Here is an 11,989-nt window from a genome sequence, read left to right as displayed (position 1 = left end):
ACCCCGGTTCGCTTCGCCAAGCGCTGAGGCCTTGCCAATCCGGGGACTTCCAAGCACGCCACTGGCGAGGTTTGCCCGCCGTCGCTCCGCCACTGGGGGCGACGCCCAGCCCAAATCCCCATAGGCCCGCCCGCCATCCCGCGGGTTCGTTCATCCAAGACTTTCGTACGCCTCGCGGCGACCGAAACTCTTCAGGGAAACGGCCCGACCGCATCTGGATTGTGGACGCATCGAAGCGGGCATAGCCGTGGACATCGCTCGAGATCCTCTCGAGGTCGCTCGCTGCATCCGCTTTGCGCACCTGAGACAAGGGCGGTTAACTCCGCGGGTGGAAGATGCAACCACGCCCTCTGTGGTCGTCTCTTCATCATTCCAGCGCTGACTAACCCGCTCCCATGATCCGCATTCTCGGCAAGGCCAGTTCGATCAATGTTCGCAAGGTGCTTTGGACCTGTGCCGAGATCGGATTGGATTACGATCGCCAGGACTACGGCAGCGGCTTCCAAGCAACGGATACCCCGGAATTTCTGGCTCGCAACCCGAACGGCCTCGTGCCCGTGATTGAAGACGCGGCCGGGGCCTTGTGGGAGTCAAATACGATCTGCCGCTACCTCGCTGCGAGCGCCGCTCGGACGGATCTGCTCCCTGCTGACCCGCGTGGACGCGCTCTGGTTGAACAATGGATGGACTGGCAAGCGACCGAGTTGAACGCGTCTTGGCGGGCGGCTTTCCTCGGCCTCGTTCGTCGTGATCCGGCCTACGCCGATCCAGACCGGATAGTGGCGGGGGTCGAGGCCTGGAACGCGAATATGGGGATCCTTGACCACCATCTCTCCTCAACCGGAGCTTATGTGACCGGAGGAGCCTTCACGTTGGCGGATGTCGTTCTCGGCTTGTCCGTAAACCGTTGGCGCATGACGCCAATGGAGCGCCCGAGCTATCCCGCCGTCTCGGCCTATCATGATCGCCTTCTCGCTCGATCCGGCTACCGAGACCACGGGGCGAATGGGATTCCTTAGTGGGATGCCAACCGCGCCTTCAATCCGAGGTTGCTGGACGATCGATAAGTGGCGGCTTTCGGCAGGCAACGACCGCTCTCCGAACGCCTGGGTTGGGTAGCTTGCGAATCGGCAACGTGGCGTGGATTCTCGCCGGTCAGCTTCGGCGTCGCAGATCTGTCGGAGCGCACGCCGTCATCCGGCCGCGTCGATATCCCTTCCGGCCCCCGGCAGGTACAGGTCAATGATCGGAACGTGCAGAACAAGAACTTCATTAGCGCTCTTGCTTTTTGTGGCGAAGGCTATAGACAGTACCGACGACTAAGATGATAAATCAACAGCCTCCGCGTCGGCGCAAAGCGCCACTCTCGAGCTTAAGAAAGACGTTCTTGGCCGGCATCTTACCAAGAGAAGGGAGCAGAATATCTGCTTCGGCCGCCACAGCTCCGTTCATTTATTTGCATCCAAATCCGTTTGATTAAGACTGTGGCCCCAAATGAATACGCGCTAACCCGATAGCAAGAACTCGAGAGGCCACCCGTGACCGAGAGATGGTCTGATTGTTGCTCCGACCGCGGAAGATAGCAATCCGTTTCGTCAGGACATCATCATGCGATATGAACATGGTGTTTCTGTTGTTCTTGCCACGCATAACGGATCGAGATTTATCCGCGAACAGCTTGAAACCCTCGTCGGGCAAACAGTACATCCTCTTGAGATCATCGTTTCCGACGATGCATCTACGGATGACACGCTAGAAATTGTCCGAAATTTCTCTTGCGGCAGCGCAATCGAGTTCAAAATCCATGAGAACGTGCCCGCGCTCGGCTTTCGAAGCAATTTCTTGAGAGCCGCGCGGTTGGCGCGTGGAAAATTCGTCGCCTTCTGCGATCAGGACGATATCTGGGACACGAAGAAGATCGAATTTTGCTCGCCCTATCTGGACGATCGCAGCGTCTCGATGATCGCCCATACGGCCATCACTATCGACTCCAGCAATCGCGAGCTTGGCGTCTTTCGGCAAGGCATTCATCGTACCGGCCTCAGAAAACCGCTCACCTACGATCCGTGGTTGACGTTCTTCGGATTTTCGATCGTCTTTCGACGGGAACTCTTGGATCTGTGGGATGTCGATGACCGTTTCATCGATTTCATTGTCCCCAGCGAGATGATCGCTCACGACCGTTGGGTAATGTTCCTGGCGCAAGTCGTCGGTCTGACCGTCGAGATCGATGTACCCCTGGTCCGCTATCGGCAGCACGCCCATAATCTGTTCGGAAACGGTGAGCGCGAGCGGAGCGCGGGTCGGAGGACGGTAGCTGGGGGCTTGGATCCCTACAGGGAAGCCACGACCGCCATGATCGATATCGTCGAGCGGCTTCCGGAAGCGACGGCTGAGCATTTTCCACTCTTCGATCGGGCAAGGGCGGCCGCTTTCTTTCGCAGCGCGCTTGACCAGCTCGAGAAGCGCGAAGCGATCTATCGAACTGAGACGCGCCTGGAGGCACTCCAGGGCCTATCGGCACGTGTCGCCGGCGGAACCTATCGGGCGGTTCACAACGGCCGTCCACGATGGCGATCGATCGCGAAAGATCTCAGATTCGCACTCCTTCGTCGTTGACCGCCTTGGCGGGCTTGCAACAGGTCCCGTCGACGGTCTTCATCCGCGCCTTTACGACACAGCATCGCCTGTCATTCTGACTTAAGCTTCGGTTTTACCGGACACTCGGTTTAGGCTTGCTATGACGCCGAGATTTACCGGCGATCGGCGAAAATTTCGCTCCTCGACGAGCACTGCGATCGAGCAGGGAGTTTGGGCCAACGCTTCGGACGGTCGCCGCATCATGGTCGAGATGCCGGGTCCCGCCCCGAACAAAGATTGCCGAACCGCCGACGGATGGCCGCTCGCGAACCTTCATACAGACCTCGCCACATGGTCCTGCGTCACCGGATGGCTGCGTTGCGCAGCCAGTCGATCAGCATCCCGACGCGTCCCGCCTGGGCCGGATGTCGCGGGTGGACGACCCAGTAGGGGTGCGCGTCGAGGACGGGCCCGAAGGGTTGAATCAGCGTGCCGCTCGCCAAGTCGTCGGCGGTCAGTACGACCGAGACCAGCGCTATGCCCTGACCGGCGATCGCGGCCTGGATGACGTGACCTTCGTCGCTGAAGCGGATACCCGCACCGCCATCGATATCGGTGATCCCGGCCTTCCGCAGCCAGGCCGGCCAGGTCGGCGTCTCGTCGGTCAGGTCGGGCCACTCGAAGTGCAGCAGGGGGTGGCGGGCCAGATCGCTCTCGGATCGAATGGCGAGACGCGGACTGCAAGCGGGTGCGACCCGGTCGACCACCAGCCTGTGCGCGTCGAGGCCGGGATAGGGACCGGGCCCGTATCGGACGGCGACGTCCACGCCGTCGCGGGCGAAGTCGACCAGGCTGTCGGACGCGTGCAGTCGCAGATCGCAACCGGGATGCGCGGCCCGGAAGTCGGCGAGCCGGGGCACGAGCCACTTCGCGACGAAGGCGGTCGGGGCCGAGAGCGTGAGAACGCCGGCCGCGTGCCGGCCGCGGATTTCATCGATGGCTCGGGCGAACGCGTCGAAACCGTCGCGCAGCACGGGCAGGAGAACGGTGCCCTCGGCGGTCAGCCGGACCCGGCGCGTCTCGCGGTGGAAGAGACGCAGCCCCAGGGTCTGCTCGAGAAGCCGGATCTGATGACTGATGGCGGTCGCCGTGACACCCAGCTCGTCGGCGGCAGCGCGGAAGCTCAGGCGGCGCCCGGCCGCCTCGAAGGCCCGGAGCGCCGCGAGGGGGGGAAGCGATCTCCGCATCGTCATGGCTGAACGTAGCTCATCGACCCCGTGAGGAGAACGCGTTCGTCATCCCGCAGCCCGGCTGACACAAGGTTGGCCGGTCAGGACGGGAGGCTCTCTTGAAGGCGATGGTGTTGACGAAGTTCGGCGGGCCGGACAGCTTCGAGCTCCGGGAGCTGCCGGACCCTCGGCCGGGACCCCGGCAGGTCCGCGTGGCCGTGCATGCCACGTCGATCAACCCGCTCGACTGCCAGATCCGCCGCGGCGACTACACCGATCAGGTCGCGCTGCCGGCCATCATCGGGCACGACGTGTCCGGCGTCGTCGACCAGGTCGGATCCGACGTGACCGAGTTCCGCGCGGGGGATGAGGTCTATTACACGCCGCGGATCTTCGACGGTCCGGGATCGTACGCCGAGTACCACGTGGCGGATGCCGGCATCGTCGCGCGCAAGCCGGTCAACCTCACCCATTCCGAGGCTGCGAGCGTCAGCCTCGTCGGCGTGACCGTCTGGGAAGGGCTGGTCGAGCGGGCCCGATTGCAGGTCACAGAGACCGTCCTCGTCCACGGCGGTGCCGGGGGCGTCGGGGCGATCGCCGTCCAGGTCGCGAAGGCCATCGGGGCACGGGTCCTGGCGACGGCGCGCGGCAGCGACGTGGCGCGCGTCGAGCGCCTCGGCGCCTCCGCCGTCATCGATTTCGAGCGCGAGGACTATGTGGACGCCGTCGATCGCCTGACCGAGGGCAGGGGCGTCGACGTCGTCCTGGACACGATCGGCCGCGACACGCTCGCGCGCTCCCCGCACATCCTCCGCGAGGACGGGCGCGTCGTCACCCTGGTCGACACCGCGACGCCTCAGAACCTCATCGGCGCCTGGGGCCGGAACGCCACCTATCACTTCGTCTTCTCACGCCAGGACGGCCGCAAGCTCGACGCCGTCACGCGCCTCCTCGAGCGCGGCCTCGTGGTGCCGCGAGTCGGCCTGGAGTTTCCCCTCGACGAGGTCGCCAGCGCCCACGCGCGCTCCGAGGAGGGCCGGCTCGGAGGCAAGATCGTGCTCCGGGTGAGATCGTGAGGCGGCCGGACCTCGATCGAGGTCCCTGACCTGACACCGGCAGCGTCCGGCGCCGCGAAGGGAAGCGGCTCACCTGAGATCGAACCCGCGGAAACCGTGATGTCGCACCGTGGCAAGCCCGACCGGTCGGCGGGTCGAGCGGCACTCGGAGGCACGCGATCCTGCCGTCGACGACCTCGGTTACGTCCGTTCCGGTGACCGCGACCGGCCCGATCCCGACCCGCCTTCCATCGAAGGGATCCCAGGCGGTGGTGCCCGACGGCTACGTCGACCGGGGTGAACCGGTTAAGGGTCAGGGATCCTCGCGCGACCTGGGCACGACGGATCTTCCCGGCGGGAACCCGACCCGACCGCGAACTTAAAGATCTGAGACGCCGGATACTCGGCCGGTGCCGGTCGAATGCCGACCTACGCGCGCCCGAAGTGACGGAGCACGAGGGGCTCGGTCCGGGTAAGCTTGAGGCCGCGCGGCTGCGAGCGGCCGCTCCGGCCGGCGACGACGGCCAGGCCGACGAGGCCGACCGATCCGGTCAAAGCCACGGCCACACACCACCAGAAGGCGACATCGAGCATGGCTGTCCACGGGGCTCCGGTTGCACCGGAACTGTCGGACCGTACGGTAAACGGAGCGTTAAACGCGCGTTCGACTGAATAGCGTCAGCGCCTGCGGCCCGAGCGCCGTGTACTGCCGAGACATGGGCGCCGAATTCGGGCGCCGGAGAGCGTCGCTGAGCTCTCGGCGCGTCGATCCTACGCCCAATTGATGAAGGCGCGGAACGGAGCGCTGCCGCTACGACCCGAATCCGGTGCGGATGACCTTCAGGGACAGAGATGCAGATCGGGATCGTCGGCTGCGGTTACGTCGCCGACTTCTACATGACGACCCTCGTGAACCACCCCGAACTGCGCCTCGCCGGCGTCTACGACCGGGACCCGGAGCGGCGCGCCGTCTTCTGCCGTCACTACAACGCCCGCGCCTTCGACAGCCTCGAGGCCCTGCTCGCCGAGCCGGAGATCGGCCTCATCCTGAATCTGACCAATCCGCACAGTCACTACGTCGTGACCAAGGCCGCCCTGGAGGCCGGCAAGCACGTCTACTCCGAGAAGCCGCTCGCCATGGAGTACGCCCAGGCCGAAGCGCTGGTGGAACTCGCCGAGGCGAAGGGCCTCTCGCTGAGCGGCGCGCCCGCGAGCATCCTGGGCGAGGCGGGCGCGACCGTGCGGGAGGCCGTCGCGTCCGGCCAGGTCGGGTCGGTCCGGCTCGTCTACGCCGAGCTGGAGGACGGGCCGGTGTTCCGGGAGCCGGTGCATGAATGGCGGAGCGTGACCGGCGCCCCCTGGCCGGCCGAGGACGAGTACCGGGTCGGCTGCACCCTGGAGCACGCCGGCTACTACCTGACCTGGATGAGCCTGATGTTCGGCCCGGTCGAGCGCATGACTGCCTTCGCGTCGCGCCTGTACCCGGACAAGGGCACCGGCCAGCCCCCGGACTCGGTCGCCAACGACTTCTCGACGGCGTGCCTGGAGTTCCGATCCGGCGTCGTCGCGCGGATCACCTGCGGCCTCGTCGCGCCGCAGGACCGATCCCTCCACATCATCGGCGACCGGGGCGTCCTGACCGTGACCGATTCGTGGGCCAGCCAGGGCCCGGTCTATCTCCGTTCGCCGAGCGGCGAGGCGCCCGGGCGGCTCGGCCGGCTGCTGCACCGGATCCAGCGCTACCTGCCCGGGCGGATCTTCCTCGGTCGGAAGCTGCCGACTCCCCGCTTCGGGGGCAAGCTGCCCAGCTACCCGTCGCAGATGGATTTCGCCCGCGGACCCGCGGCCCAGGCCGCGGCGATCCGGGCGGGCGTTCCGGCGCCGCTCCCGGCGCGGTTCGTGCTGCACATCACCGAGATCGCGCTCGCCATGCAGAATGCCGGCGGCGGCGCCGTGATCCAGCTGAGATCCAGGTTCTAGCCATGGCACAGACCGTCTCGTGGGGCGTCCTCGGCACCGGGGTCATCGCCCAGCGCTTCGTCAGCGACCTTCTCGGGCGGCCGGACGCGCGCCTCACCGCCGTCGGGGCGCGGAGCACGGGGAGCGCCCAGGCCTTCGCCGCGGCCTTCCCCCAGGCGTCCGGCGCGCCGGCCGCCGTCGCCGGCGTCGAGGCCCTGGCCGCGCGGCCGGATATCGACGTCGTCTACATCGCCACGCCCAACAGCGACCACATGAACAGCGCGCTGGCCTGCATCGAGGCCGGCAAGTCGGTCCTGATCGAGAAGCCGATCGCGCTCTCGGGCGGGCAGGCGCGGCGCATCGCGGAGGCGGCGCGGCGGAAGGGCGTCTTCTGCATGGAGGCGATGTGGATGCGCTTCACGCCCGGCGTCGTGCGGGCCAAGGCGATGCTGGAGGCGGGCGAGATCGGCGATCCCCTGCATCTCGACGCCCGCCTGTTCTTCCCCCGCGCGCCGAACCCGCCCGGACGGACGGACGATCCGGCCGAAGGCGGGGTGATCCTCGATCTCGGGGTCTACCCCGTGTCGCTGGCGCTCCACCTGTTCGGCGCACCCACCGAGGTCTCGGGCGTCGGCCTCGATCGGGGCGGTGCGGCGGCGCAGCAGGCCGCGCTCGCGCTCGGCTGGAACGCCAGGACCGCGACCCTGAGCTGCGGCTCGACCGGAGAGGCCGACAACGCCGCCGTGATCGTCGGCACGCACGGCCGCATCCACCTGCACCGGCAGTTCCTGTGCCCGCCCTTCCTCACGCGCGTGCGCACCGCGGCCGCGCCGGCGCCCGCCGACCGTGCCCCGCCGCGCCGCCAGGCCGTCGGCCGACTGGCCTTCGCGAAGCGCCTCCTGCAGCCGCTGGACTTCCGCCGCGTCGCGCTGATCCCGACGCCGTACCTCGGGTTCGGGCTGCGGCATCAGATCGACGAGGTGCATCGCTGCCTGCTCGCCGGCGCCCGCGAGAGCCCGATCATGCCGCTCGCGGACAGCATCCGCACCCTCGACATCCTCGATCGCGTCCGCGCCCGGCCGCAGCCGCTGGAGGCCGTCGCCTAGAAGGGGCGTCCGGACCGGGCGCCCGTCCCGAGCGGATGATCCGTCCGGGCAGGTCGCGGCGCCGTTCCCGGCGGTCGAGGTCAGGTCGTCTTCGTCGCCTTGGCGGGAGGCAGCCTGCGCAGAATCCGCGCGATATGCGCGCGCAGGGCCGACGTCTCGGATCCCGGCCCGGCCTGCCCGGCGGGTTCGGCTGGCTCCTGGAGGGTGACGAGAAGGTCGGTCATCGACGAGGGCGCTGTGATGGGAGACCGACTCTACCGTCGAGCCTGGCCGGTGAATACATCATTTCATAGATTTTCTCGACCGGGACTTAAAGTGTTTAGGCCGGCGATAGACGCGGCCCGATGTCGGAAACAGGGGTGTGTGTCCCGCCGGCCGCGACATTCGCGCCGGTGAATTGCATCGCCGATGTCTTGATGGAGACCCGCGGCCGCAGTCCCACCACAATGCCGGCCGCATCACATATCCGTCACCGTCCGCCACGACGATCGGAGGCCTCGGTACTTTACCACCCCTTCGACCGATCTCCGATGTATCGTCGCGCACGGCGACTGAAAGGCTGCCGTAGCCGGCGAAGACAGGCGCAGGAGGGAAACCGTCTGTGCGCTGCGTGACGGATACAGTTGACCATTGCGGTTTCACCGTCCCTGGGCGTACAACCAACAGCCAAGCCATGCGTCCAGTGCAACTAGGAATTGCGCAACTTATTGGTGCGCTAAGCAGTTTTCGGTTGTGTTTTTTTCCGCGACTCTGGGTAAGTGCCACTCATCCAGCATGCTGAAGGTTTCCGTTCGATGTCGTCCTCCCCGAAGCCCAAGTCCGCCACCGAGACCGATCGCTCGATCGGCGGCCGCATCGCGGCACTCCGCGTGGCACAGGGCCTGAGCCAGACCGATCTCGGTCAGGCCATCGGCGTCAGCTTCCAGCAGGTTCAGAAGTACGAGAAGGGGCGCAACCGCATCGGCGCAGGGCGTCTTCAGGCCATCGCCGACCTGCTGAGGGTGCCGGTGGACACGTTCTTCGCGGATCCGCGGGACAACGGCGGCGGACGCGTCGGACCCGCGGCCCTGTTCGAGGATCCGAAGGTCATGGAACTCGTCCTGGCCTTCACCAGCATCACCGACGAGACGACCCGCGGCGGGATCCTGTCGATCGTCAAGGCCGCCGCCACCCTCCAAGAGAGCCGCGCGGCCGCGCAGCGTCCGGACGCCGTCGACGAGGCGTGACGGCGCGGCCCTGTCCATCTCTTCCCGCGACGGGACATACCGGCGCCCCCGAGCCGCGCGCAGCGTGGCGGCGCGATTTAATCCAAATTAAACCAAGACAAAGACCCGTAAAGATGTAGAGAAGCTGCCGCGTCCGGAGCTGATCTACAGCGCGTGAGCGGACGGCATGCTTCGCTCTGACGTTGGAAACCGGGTCCTGACCATGCCGATCGAGACGTCGAGAGCCTGGGGCCGCGGCGAACTGTACGAGACCCTGTGCCTCCTCGTGATCGGCGTCGGGATCTGGTTCGTCGGCGTCACGCTCGGGACCTTCGCGTATCTGAACAGCGTCGTCGCCACCTACAACCTCACGGACCTGCTGCTGCTCGCCGCCTGCATGGGCGTGGCGCAGTGGGGCGCCAGCATCCGCAAATCGATCATCCTCCGGCGGCTCATGCTCGAGCGCGCCGCCGCCGCCGCGCAGGCCGAGGCGATCGCCCGGCACGACGGGCTGACCGGTCTGGCGAACCGTCGCCGCTTCATCGACGCCGTGGAACGGGCGCACGCGCCGGGCGCCGCCGACGCGGCGGTGCTCCTCATCGACCTCGACCGGTTCAAGCCGGTCAACGACCTCTACGGCCACGCGGCCGGGAACGCGGTCCTGTGCGCCGTGGCCGAGCGTCTCCAGCAGCTCGTGCCGTCGGGCGGCCTGGCGGCCCGTCTGGGCGGCGACGAGTTCGCCATGCTGGTCCCGCTCCGCTACGAGAGCGAGGCGCTGCGGCGCCTCGCACAGGCGGTCATCGCGCGCATCGCCGAGCCGGTGACGTGGAGCCAGAACGACCTGAAGGTCGGGGCCACGGTCGGCGTCGCCGCGGTGTCGGCCGAGCACGGGGACGCCGACGCGATCCTGCACGCGGCCGACCTCGCCATGTACCAGGGCAAGAAGGACGGGCGCGGCAATGTCCGCTTCTTCCGCAGCGCCATGGACGCGGAGCTGCGCGCCCGCGCCCGCATGGAGACGGAACTTCGCCTCGCCATCGAGACGGGCGCGATCGAGCCCTTCTACCAGCCGGTGGTGTCGCTCCCCGAGAAGGAGATCGTCGGGGTCGAGGTCCTGGCGCGCTGGCGCCACCCGACGCGCGGGGTGGTGGGCCCGAGCGAGTTCATCCCGGTGGCCGAGGAAACCGGGATCATCGCGGATCTCAGCTACAGCCTGATCCGCCGCGCCTGCCTGGATGCCCGGGCCTGGCCGCCGCACCTGATCCTCGCGGTGAACATCGCCCCGCAGCAGTTCCAGGACGCGTGGCTCGCCCAGCGCATCCTCGGGATCCTGACCGAGACCGGCTTCCCGCCGCAGCGCCTGGAGGTCGAGATCACCGAGAGCGCCCTGATCCAGGACCTGGAGGCGACCCGGACGACCCTGCTGTCGCTGCGCGAACTCGGCGTGCGCATCGCGCTGGACGATTTCGGAACCGGCTATTCCAGCCTGTACCACCTGCGCGAACTGAAGTTCGACAAGCTGAAGATCGACCGCAGCTACGTCGACGCCATCACGATGAGCGACGAGCGGGCGAAGCTCGTCGACGCCATCATCAAGCTCGGGGCGAGCCTCGGCCTCTCCACCACCGCCGAGGGGATCGAGACCGACGCCAGCCTCGACTGGCTCTCCGAACAGGGCTGCCATTTCGGCCAGGGCTACCTGTTCGGCCACGCCATGCCGAAGGCCGAGATGGACGGCGTGCTCGCCGCCGCGCGATCCCCGGCCCCGTTCCAGGATCTCGCGCGGGCCTCGTGAGGCGCGGGATTCCGCTCGCGCGGCCGCATCACGCCGGTCAGCGCGGCGCCCTGTAGGCGGAGCCGTCGGCGGCCCCGAGCGGGTGATCCACGAACCGGCCCGTCTCCGGAACCGCGACCCGGTCGAAGTCCGCCGCCAGGGCGTCGAGGGCGCAGCGCATCTCGGGCCCCTGCAGCGGCCGGCCGTGTCCGGTGATGACCCGCTCCGGGGCGAGCGCGGCGAGCGCCCGCACCGACGCGCGCGCCGCCGGCCAGTCGATCGTCAGGTACATCGGCGGCCCGTGCAGCTCCGGCGCCTGCGTCGCGACCGCGTAGGCGGATTCCTGCGCCATGGTGATGAAGGCGTCGCCCGCGATCAGCGTCCGGTCGGATTCGCGCCAGAGCGAGACGTGGCCCGGCGCGTGGCCGGGCGTGTGGATCCAGCGCCAGCCGGGCAGGGGCGGCACCGAACCGTCCTCCGGCAGGAGGCGAAGCCGCCCGGAGACGTCGACCGGGCTCGTCGGGAACAGCGGCGACAGGCGGCCGAGGAGTCCGCCGCCGACGCTCGGATCCGGCGTCGGGTAGGCGGCGCTGCCGTCGAGATAGGGCCGCTCCAGGGCGTGCACGTAGACCGGGACGTCCCAGTCCTCCGCGAGGTCCTCCAGGACGCCGACATGGTCGAAATGGCCATGGGTCAGGACGATCGCGGCCGGCCGGGCGCCTTCGCCGAAGCGGGCCCGGGCCGCGGCCTCGATCCCGCGCTTCGCGCCCATCACGCCGGCGTCGATCAGGACCCAACCCCGGTCGCCCGCGCCGGGGGGCCCCACGAACACGACGTTGACCAGGACGTGGCGCTGATAGGCGACGTCATCGGCGATGGCGTGGGTGGCGTCGTCCCGCTCGGCGTCGCGGCGGGGATCGTCGGCCCGGGCCTGCGGGTCGACGGGGATCTGCTGGGCCATCTGGGGCGGCTCCCGTGCACGGTCGCGGAGGGGACGGTCGGGCCCGCGGCCCGAGTGTCCCGGCGCCGGATGGCGCGAGCGCCCGTACCTTGGCCAACCGGCCGCTCCCAGGCGTGTTCC

11 protein-coding genes are annotated in these 11,989 nt (G+C 67.9%); 7 read left to right on the top strand and 4 right to left on the bottom strand.

Annotated features, from left to right (window positions below):
- Nucleotides 1–395: 395 nt before the first annotated feature.
- Nucleotides 396–1,019 carry a glutathione S-transferase gene (locus ASG32_RS32625; protein WP_082557908.1) on the top strand — a complete coding sequence of 208 codons (624 nt, stop codon included), beginning with the start codon at nt 396–398 and terminating at the stop codon, nt 1,017–1,019.
- A gap of 589 nt (nt 1,020–1,608) precedes the next feature.
- Complete coding sequence (locus ASG32_RS15615) at nt 1,609–2,619, top strand: glycosyltransferase (protein ID WP_082557907.1); 1,011 nt, start codon at nt 1,609–1,611, stop codon at nt 2,617–2,619.
- A 323-nt stretch (nt 2,620–2,942) separates the two neighbouring features.
- Here ASG32_RS15615 and gcvA read toward each other — a convergent pair whose 3' ends face one another.
- Nucleotides 2,943–3,833, bottom strand: a complete 891-nt coding sequence (gcvA, locus tag ASG32_RS15610) for a transcriptional regulator GcvA (protein WP_056527791.1) — start codon at nt 3,831–3,833, stop codon at nt 2,943–2,945.
- A 95-nt stretch (nt 3,834–3,928) separates the two neighbouring features.
- Here gcvA and ASG32_RS15605 point away from each other — a divergent pair, with 95 nt between their 5' ends.
- Nucleotides 3,929–4,885, top strand: a complete 957-nt coding sequence (locus ASG32_RS15605) for a zinc-dependent alcohol dehydrogenase family protein (RefSeq protein WP_082557906.1) — start codon at nt 3,929–3,931, stop codon at nt 4,883–4,885.
- Between the two features lie 408 nt (nt 4,886–5,293).
- On the opposite strand, the gene ASG32_RS34515 is transcribed toward ASG32_RS15605, so the two are convergent.
- Entirely contained in the window at nt 5,294–5,458 is a 165-nt protein-coding gene (locus ASG32_RS34515; RefSeq protein WP_165923078.1) for a hypothetical protein, read from the bottom strand.
- Between the two features lie 258 nt (nt 5,459–5,716).
- On the opposite strand from ASG32_RS34515, the gene ASG32_RS15600 reads away from it, so the two are divergent.
- Together ASG32_RS15600 and ASG32_RS15595 are read left to right on the top strand one after the other, a co-directional pair.
- Nucleotides 5,717–6,844 carry a Gfo/Idh/MocA family oxidoreductase gene (locus ASG32_RS15600; protein WP_056527789.1) on the top strand — a complete coding sequence of 376 codons (1,128 nt, stop codon included), beginning with the start codon at nt 5,717–5,719 and terminating at the stop codon, nt 6,842–6,844.
- A gap of 2 nt (nt 6,845–6,846) precedes the next feature.
- Nucleotides 6,847–7,929 (top strand): Gfo/Idh/MocA family oxidoreductase, encoded by a 1,083-nt coding sequence (locus tag ASG32_RS15595; RefSeq protein ID WP_056527786.1) that lies wholly within the window; start codon nt 6,847–6,849, stop codon nt 7,927–7,929.
- An 80-nt stretch (nt 7,930–8,009) separates the two neighbouring features.
- On the opposite strand, the gene ASG32_RS33920 is transcribed toward ASG32_RS15595, so the two are convergent.
- On the bottom strand, nt 8,010–8,153 hold the full coding sequence (locus ASG32_RS33920; RefSeq protein ID WP_020095037.1) for a hypothetical protein: 144 nt from the start codon (nt 8,151–8,153) through the stop codon (nt 8,010–8,012).
- Nucleotides 8,154–8,723: 570 nt separating this feature from the next.
- Between ASG32_RS33920 and ASG32_RS15590 the strand changes: the two genes are divergently transcribed.
- Nucleotides 8,724–9,155 carry a helix-turn-helix transcriptional regulator gene (locus ASG32_RS15590; protein ID WP_056527784.1) on the top strand — a complete coding sequence of 144 codons (432 nt, stop codon included), beginning with the start codon at nt 8,724–8,726 and terminating at the stop codon, nt 9,153–9,155.
- A gap of 166 nt (nt 9,156–9,321) precedes the next feature.
- Entirely contained in the window at nt 9,322–10,929 is a 1,608-nt protein-coding gene (locus ASG32_RS15585; protein ID WP_244491987.1) for an EAL domain-containing protein, read from the top strand.
- A gap of 37 nt (nt 10,930–10,966) precedes the next feature.
- Here ASG32_RS15585 and ASG32_RS15580 read toward each other — a convergent pair whose 3' ends face one another.
- Nucleotides 10,967–11,869, bottom strand: a complete 903-nt coding sequence (locus ASG32_RS15580; protein WP_056527778.1) for an MBL fold metallo-hydrolase — start codon at nt 11,867–11,869, stop codon at nt 10,967–10,969.
- Between the last annotated feature and the right edge of the window lie 120 nt (nt 11,870–11,989).

This window comes from Methylobacterium sp. Leaf361, assembly GCF_001424445.1.
Classification (GTDB): domain Bacteria; phylum Pseudomonadota; class Alphaproteobacteria; order Rhizobiales; family Beijerinckiaceae; genus Methylobacterium.
This window is presented reverse-complemented; position numbering and strand designations above follow the sequence as displayed.

Excerpts from the sequence above, each read along its gene's own strand:
- ASG32_RS15585 (WP_244491987.1), top strand. The coding sequence starts at position 9,322 with ATGCTTCGCTCTGACGTTGGAAACCGGGTCCTGACCATGCCGATCGAG.
- ASG32_RS32625 (WP_082557908.1), top strand. The coding sequence starts at position 396 with ATGATCCGCATTCTCGGCAAGGCCAGTTCGATCAATGTTCGCAAGGTG.
- ASG32_RS33920 (WP_020095037.1), bottom strand. The coding sequence starts at position 8,153 with ATGACCGACCTTCTCGTCACCCTCCAGGAGCCAGCCGAACCCGCCGGG.
- ASG32_RS15580 (WP_056527778.1), bottom strand. The coding sequence starts at position 11,869 with ATGGCCCAGCAGATCCCCGTCGACCCGCAGGCCCGGGCCGACGATCCC.
- ASG32_RS15600 (WP_056527789.1), top strand. The coding sequence starts at position 5,717 with ATGCAGATCGGGATCGTCGGCTGCGGTTACGTCGCCGACTTCTACATG.
- ASG32_RS34515 (WP_165923078.1), bottom strand. The coding sequence starts at position 5,458 with ATGCTCGATGTCGCCTTCTGGTGGTGTGTGGCCGTGGCTTTGACCGGA.
- ASG32_RS15615 (WP_082557907.1), top strand. The coding sequence starts at position 1,609 with ATGCGATATGAACATGGTGTTTCTGTTGTTCTTGCCACGCATAACGGA.
- ASG32_RS15595 (WP_056527786.1), top strand. The coding sequence starts at position 6,847 with ATGGCACAGACCGTCTCGTGGGGCGTCCTCGGCACCGGGGTCATCGCC.
- gcvA (WP_056527791.1), bottom strand. The coding sequence starts at position 3,833 with ATGACGATGCGGAGATCGCTTCCCCCCCTCGCGGCGCTCCGGGCCTTC.
- ASG32_RS15590 (WP_056527784.1), top strand. The coding sequence starts at position 8,724 with ATGTCGTCCTCCCCGAAGCCCAAGTCCGCCACCGAGACCGATCGCTCG.